General features: G+C 33.9%; 12 protein-coding genes. 5 read left to right on the top strand and 7 right to left on the bottom strand.

Translation table 11 applies throughout. From position 1 onward, the window contains the following. Positions 1–34: 34 nt before the first annotated feature. On the bottom strand, positions 35–2884 hold the full coding sequence (gene gcvP, locus G5V56_RS18290) for an aminomethyl-transferring glycine dehydrogenase (RefSeq protein WP_166967878.1): 2850 nt from the start codon (positions 2882–2884) through the stop codon (positions 35–37). A 119-nt stretch (positions 2885–3003) separates the two neighbouring features. On the opposite strand from gcvP, the gene G5V56_RS18295 reads away from it, so the two are divergent. Then, positions 3004–3849: a UbiA prenyltransferase family protein gene (locus tag G5V56_RS18295; protein WP_166967880.1), complete on the top strand. Its 846-nt coding sequence runs from the start codon at positions 3004–3006 to the stop codon at positions 3847–3849. Here G5V56_RS18295 and G5V56_RS18300 read toward each other — a convergent pair. The 5 genes from G5V56_RS18300 to G5V56_RS18320 all read right to left on the bottom strand — a co-directional run bounded on the left by G5V56_RS18300 (position 3824) and on the right by G5V56_RS18320 (position 8509). After that, positions 3824–4093: a hypothetical protein gene (locus G5V56_RS18300; protein ID WP_166967882.1), complete on the bottom strand. Its 270-nt coding sequence runs from the start codon at positions 4091–4093 to the stop codon at positions 3824–3826. The genes G5V56_RS18295 and G5V56_RS18300 overlap by 26 nt on opposite strands. A 2-nt stretch (positions 4094–4095) precedes the next feature. After that, positions 4096–4650: a sigma-70 family RNA polymerase sigma factor gene (locus G5V56_RS18305; protein ID WP_166967884.1), complete on the bottom strand. Its 555-nt coding sequence runs from the start codon at positions 4648–4650 to the stop codon at positions 4096–4098. 50 nt (positions 4651–4700) lie between these two features. Beyond that, the gene (locus G5V56_RS18310) at positions 4701–6740 is read right to left on the bottom strand and encodes a M3 family metallopeptidase (protein WP_166967886.1); all 2040 of its coding nucleotides are present in this window, start codon (positions 6738–6740) and stop codon (positions 4701–4703) included. Between the two features lie 121 nt (positions 6741–6861). Beyond that, positions 6862–7344 carry a 5-(carboxyamino)imidazole ribonucleotide mutase gene (gene purE / locus G5V56_RS18315; protein ID WP_166967888.1) on the bottom strand — a complete coding sequence of 161 codons (483 nt, stop codon included), beginning with the start codon at positions 7342–7344 and terminating at the stop codon, positions 6862–6864. 10 nt (positions 7345–7354) lie between these two features. After that, positions 7355–8509: a 5-(carboxyamino)imidazole ribonucleotide synthase gene (locus G5V56_RS18320; RefSeq protein WP_166967890.1), complete on the bottom strand. Its 1155-nt coding sequence runs from the start codon at positions 8507–8509 to the stop codon at positions 7355–7357. A 226-nt stretch (positions 8510–8735) separates the two neighbouring features. Here G5V56_RS18320 and G5V56_RS18325 point away from each other — a divergent pair, with 226 nt between their 5' ends. The 4 genes from G5V56_RS18325 (at position 8736) to G5V56_RS18340 (ending at position 12376) form a co-directional block, all read left to right on the top strand. After that, positions 8736–9845 (top strand): adenylate kinase, encoded by a 1110-nt coding sequence (locus G5V56_RS18325; RefSeq protein ID WP_166968024.1) that lies wholly within the window; start codon positions 8736–8738, stop codon positions 9843–9845. A 79-nt stretch (positions 9846–9924) separates the two neighbouring features. After that, complete coding sequence (gene obgE, locus G5V56_RS18330) at positions 9925–10923, top strand: GTPase ObgE (protein WP_166967892.1); 999 nt, start codon at positions 9925–9927, stop codon at positions 10921–10923. Between the two features lie 121 nt (positions 10924–11044). Next, on the top strand, positions 11045–11566 hold the full coding sequence (locus G5V56_RS18335; protein ID WP_166967894.1) for a DUF4136 domain-containing protein: 522 nt from the start codon (positions 11045–11047) through the stop codon (positions 11564–11566). 84 nt (positions 11567–11650) lie between these two features. Further along, positions 11651–12376 carry an SDR family oxidoreductase gene (locus G5V56_RS18340; protein WP_166967896.1) on the top strand — a complete coding sequence of 242 codons (726 nt, stop codon included), beginning with the start codon at positions 11651–11653 and terminating at the stop codon, positions 12374–12376. A 135-nt stretch (positions 12377–12511) separates the two neighbouring features. Here G5V56_RS18340 and G5V56_RS18345 read toward each other — a convergent pair whose 3' ends face one another. Further along, the gene (locus G5V56_RS18345) at positions 12512–18580 is read right to left on the bottom strand and encodes an alpha-2-macroglobulin family protein (protein ID WP_166967898.1); all 6069 of its coding nucleotides are present in this window, start codon (positions 18578–18580) and stop codon (positions 12512–12514) included. Between the last annotated feature and the right edge of the window lie 142 nt (positions 18581–18722).

The following is an 18722-nucleotide window of genomic DNA, read 5'->3' on the forward strand; positions in this document are numbered from 1 at the left end:
AATGTATAAAATTTTACGATGTTCATCGTGTCAATTATGCCTCAATATAGGCTTCAATTGGAGCACAGGTACATATTAAATTCCTGTCTCCATAAGCATCATCGACACGTCTTACAGTGGGCCAAAACTTATTCTCTTTTACATAGTCTAACGGAAATGCTGCAGCTTCTCTTGAGTATGGAAATGTCCACTCATCCGAAGTTATCATCTCTAAAGTATGAGGGGCGTTTTTTAAAATATTATGCATGTCATTTTTAGAGGATTCATCAATTTCTTTTTTAATTGAAATCATAGCATCACAAAAACGATCCATTTCTTGTTTGCTTTCACTTTCAGTAGGTTCTATCATTAAGGTTCCTGCAACAGGAAACGACACCGTAGGTGCATGAAAACCATAATCCATGAGGCGTTTCGCAATATCGGTTACTTCAATGCCATGTTCTTTAAAAGGTCTACAGTCAACAATCATTTCATGTGCTGCTCTTCCGCATTCTCCAGAGTATAAGGTGTCAAAACTTCCTTGTAAACGATGCTTAACATAATTGGCATTTAAAATGGCTATTTTGGTAGATTCGGTTAACCCCTCGGCTCCAAGCATTTTAATATATCCATAAGAAATTAAACAAGCCAATGCCGATCCAAAAGGCGCAGCAGAAATTGCTGTAATCGCTTTGCTACCTCCAGTTTTTACAATAGGATTACCAGGTAAAAACGGAACTAGTTGTTTAGCAACACAAATAGGGCCAACACCTGGGCCACCTCCGCCATGAGGAATAGCAAAGGTTTTATGTAGGTTTAAATGACAAACATCAGCACCAATATTTCCTGGATTGGTTAATCCTACTTGGGCGTTCATGTTAGCACCATCCATATAAACTTGTCCCCCGTTATCATGAATAATCTTTGTAATCTCTTTGATAGCAGATTCGTAAACTCCATGAGTTGATGGATAAGTTACCATTAATGCCGACAAATTATCTTTGTGTAATTCTGCTTTTTCTCGTAAATCTTCAACATCAATATTACCTTCAGCTGTAGATTTTGTGACCACAACTTTCATACCGGCCATAACAGCACTTGCAGGGTTGGTACCGTGTGCCGAAGACGGAATTAAACAAATATTTCGGTGTCCTTCTCCATTAGACTCATGATATGCTTTAATAACCATAAGGCCAGCGTATTCCCCTTGAGCACCTGAATTGGGTTGTAATGAAGTCGCTGCAAAACCAGTAATTTCGGTTAGTTGATCTTCTAATTCTTTTAAAACAGTTAGATAGCCTTTAGCTTGTTTTAGTGGTGCAAACGGGTGAATATTACCCCATTTAAACCAACTTAGTGGCAGCATTTCTGCAGCAGCATTGAGTTTCATGGTGCAAGATCCTAAAGAAATCATAGAATGATTTAATGATAAATCTTTGCGCTCAAGCATTTTTATATAACGCATTAATTCCGTTTCAGAATGGTGTTTGTTAAAAACATCAAGCGTTAAAAAATCTGAATGTCTTTGAAGCGTTTCAGAAATATTATTGGATTCAGAAATATATTCTATTTTAATTGTGTCTTTTTTAGCGGCTTCAGCAAAAACAGAAATAATATAGTTGACGTCTCTAACAGCTGTTGTTTCGTTTATGGAAATAGTGACCGTTTCCTTATCTGGATAAAAGAAATTTACCTTTTTCTCTTTGGCAATTTTCTTGATTTTTTTTGAATCTGTTTTTATTTGAAGCGTATCAAAAAAGGAATTATTAACCTGTTTAAATCCTAATTTTGCTAAGGCATTTGAAAGCGTCGAGGCTGTATTGTGAACTTTATTTGCTATAAATTTTAAGCCTTTTGGTCCGTGATATACAGCATACATACTCGCCATTACGGCTAATAACACTTGTGCTGTACAAATGTTTGAAGTAGCTTTATCGCGCTTAATGTGTTGTTCACGTGTTTGTAAAGCCATTCGTAGCGCTCTATTACCATTAGCGTCTTTTGTTACACCAATAATTCTACCAGGTAAATCACGCTTATAAGCTTCTTTAGTTGCAAAATAAGCTGCGTGAGGACCACCATATCCCATGGGGATACCAAAACGTTGTGTGGTTCCTAAAACAACATCTGCACCAAATTTCCCGGGTGCTTCAAGCTTTATTAAACTTAGAATATCTGCTGCAACAGCAACTTTAATTTGGTTGTCGTTGGCTGTACTGATAAAGGATTTAATATCCGTTATCTGACCATCTTTGCCAGGATATTGTAAAATCGCTCCAAAGAACTCATTAGAAAAGTCAAAACTGCTTTCATCTCCAACAACCAATTCAATTCCTATTGGTTTTGAACGTGTTTCAAGCAACGATAAGGTTTGTGGTAATATGGCGTCAGAAACAAAAAACTTATTGACGTTATTTTTCTTTTGGTCTCGTTCTCTTACTGAAAATAACAAACTCATAGCTTCAGCCGCCGCTGTACTTTCATCTAAAAGCGATGCGTTAGCTATTTCCATACCCGTTAAGTCGGTAATCATCGTTTGAAAATTCAATAACGCTTCTAATCGGCCTTGTGCAATTTCAGCTTGATACGGTGTATAAGCGGTATACCATCCTGGATTTTCAAGAATATTTCTTTGAATCACGGCAGGCATAATCGTTGGATGATAGCCTAAGCCAATGTATGTTTTATATGCTTTATTTTTTTTAGATAGTTCGTGAATATGAAGTAAATATTCGTGTTCTGTCATAGGTTCATCAAGTTGTAAGTCTTTTTTTAAACGAATGTCATCAGGAATAGTTTCATAAATTAATTGATCTAAAGAGTCTACACCTATGGTTTTTAACATAAGGTTTTGGTCGTGTTCTCTTGGACCGATATGACGCAGTGCAAAAGCGTTTGTATTCATAGAAATTTTATTGAAAATTTATGAGCAAAATTACATAATTAAAAGCCCTTTTTTGGTAATACACATGAAAGTTTTTAACCATTTAATAGCTTTATTAACAGTTTAATTACTTTTGTAAGATGAATGTGTTTAAACAGATTTTAAATTTTTATATCAATAGCAGTATACATGTTGCTTTAGCGGTGTTTTCGATGGCATGGATTACACTAATGGATTTTAATATATCCTATGATGCTAATGTGTTGTATTTTATATTTTATGCGTCTATAACAGGGTATAATTTTGTTAAGTTTTTTGGAATAGCAAAATTCCACCATCGTAGTTTAACAACATGGTTGAAATTGATTCAGATTTTTTCGCTTATATGCTTTATTTTGATGTGTTATTATGGGGTAATGCTTGAAGAAAGCACTATGCTATATATAGCAGGTTTTGGTCTTATTACGTTTTTATATGCGATACCTTTTTTGCCTACGCGATTTTTTAGAGATGAAAAAAATAATTTACGAAGTATTGCAGGATTGAAAGTTTATTTAATTGCATTGGTATGGAGCGGTGTAACTGTCTTTCTTCCGTTACTAAATAATACATATCATATTAACCAAGATGTTCTTATAACAGGTGCTCAACGCTTTCTATTTGTTATCATATTGATGTTACCATTTGAAATTAGAGATTTACAGTTTGATAGCTTAAAACTTGCTACAATTCCTCAAAAAATAGGTGTTAAAAGGACAAAAATAATGGGGTTTGTTTTAGGCATGCTTTTCTTTTTTTTAGAATTTTTTAAAGATGATGCACAAGAAAGCCAGGTAGAGTCTTTACTTATTATAACAATTATATCAATTTTGTTTGTAGTCTTTTCTAAAAAAGGACAAGGAAAATATTACTGTTCATTTTGGGTGGAAGGTATACCAGTTTTATGGCTATTGTTATACCTTATAGTTCAAGGTTATTTTCTTTAATGGCTTTTTCAAAATCTTTCTTTAAGCACTCCTTGTCTTTTTTATTCATGCAGGTAATTTTTGAATGTTTTATGACTGATGAAAGTTTAGAATTAGTTTTAGAATATTTTCTACATGCTTTACAGTAAAGTAAATGAATGTTGAGTTTAATTTTTTCTAAGAAAGAAGATTCATCGTACTGCGCTTTATCACAAACACAGTTTGCTTCACTACAAGGAATGCCTATTTTAAGTTTTTTACCCATAATTAAAACCAATTTTCTTCAAGACAAGCCGCTAAAGCTGTTCGGGCTCTGTGAATAATTACCCAAAGATTAGACGACGTAATATTTAATTCATTACAAATAACTTCAGTTTCATAGCCTTCAATAGTTTTCATTCTAAAAATTGTTGCTTGTTTTTCTGGTAATTTAGATAAGCAGTTATATATGGCGTCACTAAGTTCTTCGTTTTGTATTTTATCTTCGGCTGTTTTGTCAAAAGGGTCAGCCACTTGTTCTTCAAGCCAATCGCCTTCAGTTTCTGTATCACTATTATAGGTTATTCTAACTTCAGCTTTTCCTTTATTAGAATTTATTTTACGATAATGATCAATAATTTTTCGTTTTAAAATTGAAATGAGCCACGTACGTTCACTCGCTTCTCCTTTAAAATTCTTCATTGATTTTAAACCAGCCAAAAAAGTTTCCTGCACTAAATCCTGCGCCATTTCCTTATCATTTACGCGAGTAATCGTGTAATTGAATAAGTAATCGGCATATAAATCTATCCACTTGTTAGGATTTAAAAGGTGCTTTGGCATGTAGTATTTAAAATATTTATAATCAAAAATAGCGTAAAATAAATTGGTATCTAATTTTTAATCAATCCCGCTCTCCTTAACAAGGCTTCTGGCTGAGGTTCTTTTCCGCGAAAGCGTTTGTAGAGTATCATTGGATCTTCAGTACCACCTTGAGATAATACATTATCTTTAAATTTTGTAGCAACTTCTTTATTGAAAATTCCAGCTTCTTTAAAATATTCAAAGGCATCAGCATCTAATACTTCAGCCCATTTATAACTGTAATATCCTGAAGAATAACCACCTTGAAAGATATGAGAAAACGAGGTGCTCATGCAGTTTTCAGCAACATCTGGGTATAGTTTTGTATTTTTAAAAGCTTCAACTTCATGCGCTTTTACATTTGTTATAATAGTCGGATCGACGCCGTGCCAACTCATATCTAGTAGTCCAAAGCTTAATTGTCGAAGTGTTTGCATCCCTTCATGAAAGGTTGCAGAGTTTTTAATTTTTTCAATTAATTCCATTGGAATTACATCTCCCGTTTCGTAATGGGTAGCAAATAATTCTAAAGCTTCTTTTTCGTAGCACCAATTTTCAAGCACTTGGCTAGGTAATTCTACAAAATCCCAAAATACGCTTGTGCCTGATAAACTTGGATATGTGGTGTTGGCTAACATGCCATGAAGGGCATGACCAAACTCATGAAATAAGGTAGTAACTTCATTAAAAGTTAATAACGATGGTTTGCTCTTTGTTGGCTTTGTAAAGTTGCAAACTATCGATATATGCGGTCTGCTGTTGTCTCCGTTTTTAACGTATTGAGGTTTAAAAGAGGTCATCCAAGCGCCATTTCGTTTTCCTGCTCTTGGGAAAAAATCGGCATAAAAAATGGAAACTAAATCACCTTGATTATCAACCACTTTATAGGTGAGAACATCTTGATGGTATTTATCAATACTGGTTATTTCTTCAAAATGTAATCCGTACAATTTTTGTGCTACTGTAAACACGCCATTAATCACATTTTCTAGTTTGAAGTAAGGTTTTAGTTTTTCATCATCTAAATCAAACAGTTTTTGTTTTAGTTTTTCTGAATAATAAGCACTGTCCCATTTTTCTAATTCTTCGATACCATCTATTTCTTTGGCGAATTTTTGAAGATTTTCAAATTCCTTTTGAGCTGCTGGCTTAGCCTTTTCTAATAATTCATTTAAAAAAGAAGAAACCTTTTCGGGTGTTTTTGCCATACGTTCTTCTAGTACAAAATGTGCATGAGTTTTGTAGCCCAATAATTGAGCACGCTCAAAACGAAGTTTAGCAATATCTAATACATGTGCTTGATTGTCGAGAGCATCGTTATGAAATCCCTTTTTGCCTGCTGCAATAGCTAACTTTTTCCTTAATTCTCTGTTGTCAGCATAAGTCATAAAAGGAATATAACTGGGGTAGTCCAGTGTAAATAACCAACCTTCTTTGTCTTTTGATTCTGCTAATTGTTTAGCTGCTTCAATAGTGCCCTCTGGAAGTCCAGATAAGTCATCTTCATTGGTGATTAGCATTTCAAACTTATTGGTTTCAGCTAACACATTTTCTCCAAACTTAAGTTTTAACTGACTTAGTTTTTTGTCTATATCACGGAGTTTTAGTTTCTTGTCTTCAGGTAAATTAGCACCATTTCTTGAGAAACTTTTATATTTATTATCAAGAAGAGTTTGTTGTTCAACGGTTAAATCGAGAGAATCTTTTTGTTTGTAAACAGCCTTAACACGTTTAAAAAGCTCTTTGTTTAAAGCGATATCATTACTAAATTCTGATAATAAAGGAGAAACTTCCTGAGCAATTTTTTGAATATCTTCGTTCGTTTCGGCAGAATTAAGATTGAAAAATATACTCGAAATTCTATCCAATTGTTCACCCGAAAAATCTAAAGCTTCAATCGTATTTTCAAAAGAAGGCGCTTCGGTATTGTTTACAATCGTATCAATTTCAGCCTTTGCATCTTGAATAGCTTGTTTAAAGGCTGGAAGAAAATCGTCGTTTCTTATTTTTGAAAAAGGAGCTGTATTGTATTTAGTTACAAACGGTTTTGTTAATATATTCTGATTCATTTTATAAAATTTAAAGAGAACTATGCGTGCATAGTTTTTTTTGTATATTTGCACTCATTGTTTTGAAGAGTGACTAATTCAAATTAATACTCGAAAGGCCCCGGATTGTATTCGGGGTTTTTTATTTTAAGTCCTTCGCAGAAGTAATCACCATTTGTTTTAAGTCTTCCTTGTAAGCAAGAATTTTATCTAAAACAGAAGTATCGCTTGAACCTATAATTTGAGTCGCTAAAATACCTGCGTTCTTAGCACCGTTAAGCGCTACGGTTGCCACAGGAACACCTCCCGGCATTTGAAGAATAGAAAGGATAGAATCCCAACCATCAATAGAATTGCTACTTTTTATAGGAACGCCAATAACAGGAAGTGGCGATAACGAAGCAATCATTCCTGGTAAATGAGCCGCACCACCAGCACCCGCTATGATTACAGAAAACCCTTTGGTATGAGCATGTTTACCATAATCAAATAATTTTTCTGGGGTTCTGTGGGCAGATACGATGTCAACTTCAACATTAATATCAAAACTTTTTAAAATATCTATGGCATCTTGCATAACAGGAAGGTCACTTTTACTTCCCATAATAACTCCTACTTTACTCATAACTTAATTTTTATTTTGAAATTACTTTAATCGTGTTTTTTACGTCTTCGGCAATTTGTCTTGCTTTACTTAAATCTTCATTAACAATAGTTACGTGTCCCATTTTTCTAAAAGGGCGTGTTTGTTTTTTGCCATAAATATGGGGTGTAACGCCATCCATATGCATAATAGCTTCAATATTTTGATAAACTACATCACCGTTAAATCCTTCGGCACCAACCAAATTAACCATAATGCCACCAACTTTACTGTCTATTCTTCCTAATGGTAAGTTAAGAATCGCTCTTATATGTTGTTCAAACTGGGATGTGTAACTGGATTCGATAGTGTGATGACCAGAATTATGCGGTCGTGGAGCCACTTCATTGATTAAAATAGTATCGTCTTGTGTTTGAAACATTTCAACGGCTAACAAGCCAACATGATTATAAGCTTCAGACGTTTTTAAGGCAATCGCTTTAGCTTTTTTGGCGACGTCATCAGATATTCTGGCGGGACAAATAACATATTCTACTTGATTCGCTTCGGGATGAAATTCCATTTCAACAACAGGATACGCTTTGGTTTCTCCAGATACATTTCTGGCAACAATAACTGCTAATTCATTTTTAAATGGGATTAAAGTTTCTGCGATACATTCTACGTTGGGTAAGCCTTGTAAATCTTCAATACTTCTTACAATTTTCACACCTTGACCGTCATAACCAAATTGAGCACTTTTCCAGACAAACGGTAAATTTAAACCACCGTGATTTACAGCGTCTTTAATTTCTGAAGTATAGGCAAAACGAGAAAAAGATGCCGTAGGTAAATTATGGTCCACATAAAACAATTTTTGGGTTGCTTTATTTTGAATAGTTCTTAATGTTTTTGAAGAAGGAAAGACTTTTACACCTTCTTTTTCAAGAGTTTCTAAAGCAGCAACATTAACGTTTTCAATTTCAATAGTAAGAACATCTACTTGTTTTCCAAAATTATAAACCGCATCGTAATCCATTAAATCACCTAAGTGAAATTCATTACTTGCAACCTTACAAGGGGCTTCTTTGCTGGCATCTAAAACACAGGTGTAAATGTCAAATTTTCTGGTGTCATTAAGCAGCATTTTGCCTAATTGTCCGCCGCCAAGGATACCTAGTTTAAAATTTGAAGAAAAGTAATTCATGAAATTATTTTTTGCTAAACTGATTTATGAATATGCAAAAATACATTTAAAAATGAAATGAGCATAGTAATAATATGGATGTAATAAACGAATTATCGATACAGATTTCACCTATCAATTATTAAAATAGATGTGATTAGATGAAATTACTTCTTAATTCCTAAATCAAAAAATCGGTATTAGTCAATGATTTCCTTAACTTTGCGTCTTTTAAAATTTGAGACGAGTGATAAAACTTCATGACAAATATTTTAAACCGTTTATTTCTGCTCAAGAAATAGAGACGGCTATTGAACGTTTAGCTAAAGAAATTCATAACGATATTGGAGAGGAGATACCTGTGTTTGTAGGTGTTTTAAATGGATCTTTTATGGTGGTAAGTGATTTTGTGAAAAAATATCCAAAACCATGCGAAGTCACGTTTATAAAACTAGCCTCTTATGAAGGTGTTAAATCTACTGAAGATATACAAAGGCTTATAGGATTAACGCAAGATTTAAAAGGACGAACTGTTGTTATACTTGAAGATATTATTGATACGGGTAACACCTTGGCAGAAATTCATAGAATTTTTAAAAACGAACAGGTTAAAGCACTAAAAATAGCGACATTGTTTTACAAGCCTGCGGCGTATAAAAAAGATTTTAAGCTACATTATGTTGGTATAGAAATTCCGAATAAATTTATAGTTGGTTATGGACTTGACTATGATGGATTAGGACGAAATTTACCAGAAGTTTATCAAATAAAAGAAACACAACATATGACAAATTTAGTGCTATTTGGACCTCCGGGCGCAGGCAAAGGAACTCAGGCCAATTTTTTAAAGGAAAAATACAACCTAGTACATATTTCAACAGGTGATGTGTTCAGATTTAATATAAAAAATGAAACGGCTTTAGGCATGCTAGCCAAATCGTATATGGATAAAGGTGAATTAGTTCCCGATCAAGTTACTATAGATATGTTGAATGCTGAAGTTGAGAAAAATGCCGATGCTAATGGGTTTATTTTTGACGGATTTCCACGTACTAATGCGCAGGCAGAAGCACTCGATATATTAATGGATGCTAAAGATTCTGAGATTAGCGCGATGGTAGCTTTAGAAGTAGAAGACGATGTTTTGGTTAATCGTTTGCTAGAACGAGGTAAAACTAGTGGGAGAGCCGATGATTCCAATGAATCTGTTATAAGAAACAGAATTACTGAATACTACAAAAAAACTGCTATTTTAAAAGATTATTATTCAACTCAAAACAAATATTTTGGGGTAGATGGCGTTGGTAGTATTGAAGATATTACCGAGCGTTTAAGTAAAGTTATAGATACGCTTTAAGCTATTCATTTATTTGCTGCTCTATTTGTACAATTAAAGGGTATTTAATTTAACAATTCAACAAAAAATAAACAAAAGGATGACAGAAGGAAATTTTGTTGATTATGTAAAAATGTTTGTGTCTTCAGGTAATGGAGGCAAAGGATCTTCACATTTACATCGTGAAAAATTTATTACTAAAGGAGGGCCAGATGGCGGAGATGGTGGTCGTGGAGGTCATGTTATTCTGCGCGGTAATTCAAATTTATGGACCTTACTGCATTTAAAATTCAAAAAGCATATTAGAGCAGGTCATGGCGAACACGGAAGCAAAAGCCGAAGTTTTGGAGCCGATGGTGAAGATGTGTATGTTGATGTGCCTTTAGGAACTGTTGTACGCGATACCGAGACTAACGATATTATTTTTGAAATTACTGAAGAAGGTGAAGAAAAAATAATAGCTGAAGGTGGAAAAGGGGGGCTAGGAAACTGGCATTTTAGATCGTCTACTAACCAAACACCTCGCTATGCACAACCGGGACTTCCACTAGAAGAGCGGCATATTACCTTAGAATTAAAGGTATTAGCAGATGTTGGTTTGGTAGGATTTCCTAATGCTGGAAAATCCACACTTTTGTCAGTGATAACATCAGCTAAACCAAAAATAGCCGATTACGAATTCACCACGTTAAAACCTAATTTGGGAATTGTAGAATATCGTGATTTTCAGACCTTTGTTATGGCCGATATTCCGGGGATTATCGAAGGAGCTGCCGAAGGAAAAGGTTTGGGTCATTACTTCTTACGCCATATTGAACGTAATTCTATTTTACTGTTTTTAATTCCGGCAGATGCCGAAGACATCAAAAAGCAATACGATATTTTGTTAGATGAATTGCGACGGTACAATCCAGAAATGCTTGATAAAGAGCGTATCATTGCTATTTCAAAATGTGATATGTTAGATGATGAATTAAAAGCAGAATTAAAAGAGGAGCTAGATAACGAGTTGCCTATTCCTTATTTATTTATTTCATCAGTTGCACAACAAGGACTTACCGAGTTAAAAGATACGTTGTGGAAAATGCTGAATGCTTAATTTGGGTGTTTCGTTTGATGTTATAAAATTTTAAGCTTTTCATTTTAATCCATAACACAATTTTTTACTGGGATTCTCTTCATGAAATAATTTTTGATTAACTTTAATTAAAAATAAACCCATGAAAAGAGTATTGATTTTAGTTTTGGTATTTGTTGTCGTTTCATGTGCCCCAATACGTGTCAATTATGATTACGACAAAGGAACAAACTTCACTAAATACAAAACATACAACTATTATAGTGATATGAAAACAGGTTTAAGTGAATTGGATACCAAACGCTTATTAGAAGCACTAGATGCTAAATTAGAAACACTTGGAATCCTATTTTCTGAAACACCAGACTTCTTTATCGATATCAAAAGTAGCACGTTTCAATCGGCTCAACGTAACACTGTTGGCGTTGGTTTAGGCGGCGGCGGACGAAATATGGGTGGAGGTATTTCCATAGGTTTGCCTATAGGTCAATCTTCTGCAAACAGACAAATCACTATTGATTTTGTAGATGAAAACAAGAAGCAATTGTTTTGGCAAGCAGTAAGTGAATCTAATTATAACCCTAATAGTATTCCTAAAGACCGAGAAGCACAATTAAATGCAGTTGTTGAAAAAATATTATCACAGTATCCGCCTAAGCAGTAAGTATCCAAAATTTTATAATTATCATAACATTTTAAATTTAGTCATAGCATTTTCATTTTGTAATTTTACGTAAATCAGAAAACTATGAATGAATTAAAAAATAAGGTGGCACTTGTTACAGGTGGTACAAAAGGAATAGGTTACGGAATTGCACAAGCGCTTCTTAATGAAGGAATCCATGTAGCTGTTACAAGCAGAACAAAATCTTCAGCCCAGAAAGCTGCTGATGCTTTAAATTCTCATTCAGAAAAAGGAGCAAAAGCCATTGGTGTAGAAGCAGATGTTAGAAATTATAAAAGTCAGCAACAAGCCGTTCAAACTGTTTTAGAACATTTCAAACAATTAGATATTGTGATTGCTAATGCTGGTTTAGGACATTTTGCTAGTATAGAAGACTTATCTGTTGAACAATGGCAAGAAACTATCGATACTAATTTAACAGGTGTTTTTTATTCTATTAAATCATCTGTTGAAGCTTTAAAAGAATCAAAAGGGTATTTTATTACGATTTCAAGTTTAGCAGGAACCAATTTCTTTGCGAACGGGTCTGCTTATAACGCTAGTAAATTTGGAGTTACAGGATTTACGCAATCCGTTATGTTAGATTTACGTAAACATGATATTAAGGTGAGTACCATTATGCCAGGTTCTGTGGCGACACATTTTAATAATCATACGCCAAATCCTGATGATGCTTGGAAAATTCAAAGTGAAGATATAGGCGAATTGGTGGTTGATTTAATTAAAATGAATCCAAGAACGTTACCAAGTAAAATAGAAGTGAGGCCAACGATGCCACCTTCAAAATAATATAAGGTTGTCTAATGCGTATTCTTTCACGTCATTGCGAGGCAGGAAGCAATCTGAAAGTTTTAGTAATTAATAAACAGATTACTTCACTGCGTTCGTAATGACGAATTTTATCTACTTTTTAGACAACCTTTTTTATTCTACAGAAACACGTGTTCCTTCGCTATGACTACTAAATTCTGGAGCATACATGCTTTGAATCGTGGTGATGCCATTGCTCATGTTTCCTGAGTTATTAACTCTTAAATCATATTCAAATACATACACACCTTTAGGTAAATAATCAAAAAAGAAATTAGTGGATGCATCTTTGGTGCTTTCATAATAACCCAACCCGTCTTGCCATTTGTATTGTGATAATACATTGATGGGTTCTAAACCAGCAGCGCGCATATCCTTCATATGTACAAATTCCATATTTCTATCACTTCGTAATTCAATACGAACACGAACTAAATCACCTACGTGTAATCCAGTGTCTTTAGTTATTTCCGAAATCTGTTCACCGTTATCTGTATTGGTTTTTAAGAACAGTTTTTTCTTCAATTTAAGAGGTGTTTCGGCTGATGTTATCTTATCTAAATCTTCAAAATATTGCCAATATAAACTTCCCCAGGCAATACCGTCTCCTTTTTTAGTAAGTGTCACTTTGCTCATTTCCGGTTTTATTTCAGAAGAGTTCCAAGAGGTTTGGTAATATCCTGTTCCAGCTTCAACTTGAACATTTTCAAGTTTTGATGGTTCTATTTTTTTTCCGCCAATAACAACATCAACCATATTACTAACGCTTAACCAATCGCTTCCTTGAAGCAATAAGGCGTAAACAGCATCAGTGGTCGCTTTCGTAGTTTTCCAACGGTTAGTTTGCTTATTTTTAAGTAACCAGATTTTTAAGTTATCAATGGTTTTAGTGTCATTTTCTATTTCAGAAAAAGCTTCAATCAGTAAAGACTGTGTTTCAATAGGAGCTTGATACCAGTACCACGAATTGGTGTTTTCTTTCCAATACATGCCTAACACGTCACTTGTGATACTTGTTTCTTTGAGTGATTTTAAAATGCTTTTAGCCGTTTTTTTATCACCGAATCGATCAGAAACCAAAGCCATTAATCCTTTGGCGTATAATGACCGTGATAACCAGTATTTCTGAATTTGGGTTTGATAATAGTTGGTAATGTCTTCAACCTCTTTTGATTTTTTAATCTCTGGATAAAAACTTCGCATATACAAGTAATGCAGCTGTGTATAGCTTAAATGGTCTTTACTTAAATCTGCTTTAGCATCATATTTTTTTAGGTTTTTGTATTCTTTTACAAATTCAACATCCAAATAGTTGATAGCTTTTTCAATCATTTGAGACGTCTCGACTGTGCTCGACGTGACACCAAGTTTTGAAAGGTGTCCAAAACCTGTTATAATATGTTGGGTAATGTATCGGTTTTCACGTCCGCCATTAAACCAAGCCCAACCACCAGAATTCATTTGATTGTTTTCTAATTTTTGGATAGCCGATTGCAATTCATTAGTCATTTTATTCAAATCGAATAACAAGGCCATGCGTTTTTTCTGTTCGGTGTCACTTTGTGCGTCACGTAACCAAGGTGTTTCTTGGATAAGGATTGATTTTAGTTCTTCGTTTTTTTCAAGATTTGAAATAAGCGCATCAGAATTTTTCCATTGATTGAATACCTCCTGAATTCTAGGATTCGAATTTGCGATATGACTTGCCAATACATTCGCATAATATCTGCTAAACGTTTGCTCGTTACATTCATAAGGATATTCCATTAAATACGGTAATGCCTGAACCACATACCACGCTGGGTTGGAAGTTATTTCAAGAGTTAACTTATGGTTTTTAAGCGTGGTTGAGGTATTTGTTTTAAGTTTATCTAAAGTAAATGTTCTGGTTTCATTACTACGAACCCACATTGGAAGTGTTTCGGTAACTAACATACGGTTACTTAAAACAGGCAAGGCATTTTGTTCACCATCGCTAAAATCTCCAGCTTTTGCTATAATTTTGTATTGAACGGCATCAACGTCGTCTGGGATAGTTAAGTCCCAAGAAACTTGGGTATTTCCTTTTGTCTCTACCGTGAAGGATTTATTGTTTTCTGAATTATTAAGTTTTACATTGATCTCATTTCCTGAAACAGCATCAGTTAAAAGCAAAATCGCTTGCCCTGACAATTGCTTGTCAGTCAAATTAGCAATTTTAGAGCTGATAGTTATTTGGTCACCTTGACGTAAAAATCGTGGTACATTGGGGATTACCATCAATTCTTTTTGCGTAACCGTTGTTAAGGTTTTGGTAGTACTCTCTAAGTTTTTGGTATGGGCTAATAATTGCAGCTTCCATTGTGTTAAGGCTTCAGGAGTGGTGAAACTGAAGCTAACATTGCCATCTTTATCGGTTTGTAATTGTGGAAAGAAAAAGGCTGTTTCTTGAAGATTTTTACGGATTTGAATGTTGTCGAAATTTAAATCTTCACTCTGTTCTTTATCTTCTGAATTTTTTTCTTTTTTCTCCCCATAACCAACCGTTACTACTTCATCTAAAGTGTTATTGCCACTTACTTTTATGAATGGAACATCTATATCTTCTTCTACCTCTTCAGCTTCTACAATTTGAACGCCAGAAACTATTCCGCTTAATGTTTTAGAAATACTTGCATTATCTCTAATTCTTATAGAATTATTATTCCCAAAATAAAATCCAAACCAATTGAATGTGTCATAGTTTTGCTGTTGATAGTTATAATAAACTCGTTTATTGTGCACTCTAAAATTTTGAATTCCAAAACTTTGATAAGCTCTACTTTGGTTGTATGAATAATAGGCTGGTGTATTAATAGGATTAAAACTCCAAGTATGGGATTTAAACTGATCTAATGAGGCATCGTACATACTTGCCAACAATTCAGCACTCACTTTATCGCCTTGAGGTCCTTTAATTGTAAAACTCCAGGTTTCATCGGTTCCGGGTTGTAATTTATCCCTAAAGGTGGTGGTTTCAATCTCTAAATCGGTTTTGGGGTAGGGGACAGAAATAATTTCAGTTCCTGACTGGAAACTATTGAATGCGGCAAAACTATAGTTTACCGCAAAGCCACCAACGTCTTTTGTTGTGATAGGAATAGAAATTGATTTTTTATTATTGTTAAGTTGAATGATTTGTGTTTTTACAATTTGATGGTCTTTTTCAACAGTTACTGTTACATTCAGATTTTCTGCTGCAGAAGCAAACGTTACAACTGCATTTTCTCCTGCTTTGTAATTAGATTTATCGGTCGTTACGCTGAATAATTGATTATCAGCTAACAATGTATCATAATCGCTATACAAAGTGGTTTTAATTTCATCTTTTACTAACTGACCGAATTTATCTTTGCTTTCTAGAGTGATGATGTATTGTCCGGATTGCCATTTTTTAATATTTCCTAAAACAAGTTCTTTTGATTTTTCTGTGTTAAATTGTTTTTCAAAAACCAAATTTCCTTTTTTCCAATTATTAGAATCGTGTTCATTAGTATAAGCATCATGCGGAAAGAGGTTTTTAAAAGCTTCTTCTGAAAATTCTTGATAATCGGGTGATGCCCAAGGACGTTGTCTTAAAACAGTTTTTGGAGCCTGTAGCTTGTATATTTTAACAACACCAGTTGCAGGAACAAATTCTCCATTAAGATTCTTAGTGTCTATTTTAATAGTTTGATCCTTTTTGTTTTTGTCGAGCTTATCTTCAAGACTCATATGAGCAATCAACGCATGATATCCTACCTTTACAAGGGTTGTAGCACTTCGGGTTTCACCATTCAAATCGGTCACATCAGCAGTGATTTCGTAATTGAAAATAGGTAAACTACTTTTATCGACACTTTGGTCTGGTTGTGCTTTAAAGGTAATTTCAAATTCACCTTTATCGTTGGTCGTGGTTTCTCCATGTGTGATTTCTTGGGGTTCGCTATTAAACCATGGGCGATACCAAAAATACCATTGTGGATATTCCACTTTTCGATGAACTCTATAAACCACTTTGGCGTCTGTAATAGAGCTGCCGGCATAGGCTAGGGCGGTTCCTTTTACAGTTACCGAATCATTAACTTTAAAGGTTTCTCTAATTGGATTAAATTTGGTTTCAAACTTAGGACGCTTGTATTCTTCTACAGAAAAATAGTGTTCTAAGTTAAAGTCTTCTTTATCACCATCAAATTCAATATGATATTCTCCATTTACCCCATTATTTGGCAAGATAAATTCGCCAGATACTGAGCCAAATTCATTGGTTTTAAACTCAAGTTCTGAAATTTCAACATCATTAACATCATATAAAGTGGCATAAACAGGCTCGTTTGGAACCACTTCAGATTTGCCAATGTTTGTTTTTATGGCAATGGCTTTAAAATAAACGGTTTGTCCTGGTCTGTAAATACTACGGTCTGTAAATAAAAACGCTTTGTAGTTAGTTTCTTCCTTTTCTCTTTTATAATATGGATTGACGTAATAGTCTCCAAAATACGCCGTATCATTTCCGTAGGTTACTTTGGTGCTTATATTTTTATATTGGTCTTTAGTTTTTTCAATGTTTATTTGTCCATAACTGTTTGTTGAAAACGTCTCTGTTTGTATACCTCTGCTATTGTTTTCGGTATAACTCAATTCAATAGACGCATTGCTTATAGGCTTACCATTGGTTCTGTCAATAACTTGGAAAGTTTTATGTTGGTTACTTTCATTTTCAACCAGTGCTAAATTGGTCACTTGGAGTGTGCTGAAAGCAACAATTTCTGGATCGTCTTTTGTTGAAGCGAAAACTAAATAGGAGCCATTATTAAGTTTGGGAATTGCAACTTCGGTAGCGTGATTTTGATAGTCATGTTCATTGCGTAGCTTACTTTCCCATTGCGAAAACACATCTAACTTTTTAATAAAGGCTAATTGCTCGTCTTTTCTGTAATTTTCGTTGAATTTCTTTAGCTCGCTTCTGGTTAATTTAAACATTGAAAACTCAAGAGTTTCTAAGTTTTTGTAACTCACTAATAGACGTGCATGTTGTTGAATTGGTAAATAGCTCTCCGTTGTAATTTTAAGTGATTGTTGTTCAATTTGTTGTTTTAAAACGGTGCATTTTTCAGCGCCTTTGCTTTTCGGAAATTTAGTTATAACCGAGTTGCAAATATCAATAGCAGCCTTAGCTTTCCAACGGTTTTCTTCATTTGTTTTAGGTTTATATTGAGCGCTTTGTTGAAAGTATACAGAGGCAATTTCAAAATCATATAAACCAGAAACCTCATGAGATTTCAGTTTTTCACTTTCCGTTTTAAGAACGTCGAGTAAAAGGGATTCTTTATTACTAAACGTACCATATTGATTTACTAATTTTAAGCGTTCAATATTAATATCTGCTAAAGCAAAAGGCTGCTTGTCTTTTAAATGAAAAGCAATTACATCTTGATAAATTTTTAAAGCCTTCAATTGGAGGGAGGTTGAATCTTTAGATTCTATTTCTAAATTAGAAAATGTAAAATCATCACATAAAAAATCAGGATTGTCAATCTCAAATTTATAGACAGGTTTGGTAATACTTGTTTCAGGAGTTTTATAAAAGTCTAAAGCTTCATGATTTAAAAAATCAAATAACGTTGGTCTGTATATTTTAGAATCTTTTTGAAGAACCAATAGGTCGTCATAGTTGCTTAAAGGCTCTAGTTGAAGCATCGAGGCATTCTTTAACGACTTCTGAAAGTGCGTATTAATTTCATTAAAAAGAGTTTGCAAATCCCACGTTCTAAAATCGGTAGCATCTACTTTTTCTTCTGTTTTGGTGCGATTATAAAATTGCCATCTGTTTTGGTTAAAATATTGCCAATACATATTAGCGAGCAAACTTTCTAAAATATTTTTAGTAGGAAATGTGCTTTCCGAAATAGCAGTTTTAAAATCGTTTATAATTTTCAACTGCGCATCTTCTTCTAAAACTAATGAAAATTTACTTTTATAAACTAGGCATTTAATTTGTTGGGAAGTGTTTTTATCCTTTTTAGCTTGTTTTGAAATGTTTTCTACAATTTTTAAGGCCGATTTTGGTAAACCATCCATTTCAAATTGTTCAACTTGACGCCATTGCAAATTATACGTATTATTTTGCGCTTGAGAAAAATGAGCAAAAAGTAAAATTACTAATACAGAATATAGATGTTTCATTTAGTTAGTGTATAAAATTTATTTCTAAATTACATTCAAAAGCCATTCCAAAAAACATTAAATGAGTAAACAATATTTTTGGATGAGTGAAGTTACTTATTTTAGCATTTAATTAGAAAGTTTATTTTTGCATAGTATATGG

It is taken from the genome of Yeosuana marina, from assembly GCF_011762485.1.
Lineage (GTDB): Bacteria > Bacteroidota > Bacteroidia > Flavobacteriales > Flavobacteriaceae > Yeosuana > Yeosuana marina.

Excerpts from the sequence above, each read along its gene's own strand:
- G5V56_RS18300 (WP_166967882.1), bottom strand. The coding sequence starts at position 4,093 with ATGGGTAAAAAACTTAAAATAGGCATTCCTTGTAGTGAAGCAAACTGT.
- G5V56_RS18310 (WP_166967886.1), bottom strand. The coding sequence starts at position 6,740 with ATGAATCAGAATATATTAACAAAACCGTTTGTAACTAAATACAATACA.
- gcvP (WP_166967878.1), bottom strand. The coding sequence starts at position 2,884 with ATGAATACAAACGCTTTTGCACTGCGTCATATCGGTCCAAGAGAACAC.
- G5V56_RS18340 (WP_166967896.1), top strand. The coding sequence starts at position 11,651 with ATGAATGAATTAAAAAATAAGGTGGCACTTGTTACAGGTGGTACAAAA.
- purE (WP_166967888.1), bottom strand. The coding sequence starts at position 7,344 with ATGAGTAAAGTAGGAGTTATTATGGGAAGTAAAAGTGACCTTCCTGTT.
- G5V56_RS18320 (WP_166967890.1), bottom strand. The coding sequence starts at position 8,509 with ATGAATTACTTTTCTTCAAATTTTAAACTAGGTATCCTTGGCGGCGGA.
- G5V56_RS18305 (WP_166967884.1), bottom strand. The coding sequence starts at position 4,650 with ATGCCAAAGCACCTTTTAAATCCTAACAAGTGGATAGATTTATATGCC.
- G5V56_RS18335 (WP_166967894.1), top strand. The coding sequence starts at position 11,045 with ATGAAAAGAGTATTGATTTTAGTTTTGGTATTTGTTGTCGTTTCATGT.
- obgE (WP_166967892.1), top strand. The coding sequence starts at position 9,925 with ATGACAGAAGGAAATTTTGTTGATTATGTAAAAATGTTTGTGTCTTCA.
- G5V56_RS18345 (WP_166967898.1), bottom strand. The coding sequence starts at position 18,580 with ATGAAACATCTATATTCTGTATTAGTAATTTTACTTTTTGCTCATTTT.
- G5V56_RS18295 (WP_166967880.1), top strand. The coding sequence starts at position 3,004 with ATGAATGTGTTTAAACAGATTTTAAATTTTTATATCAATAGCAGTATA.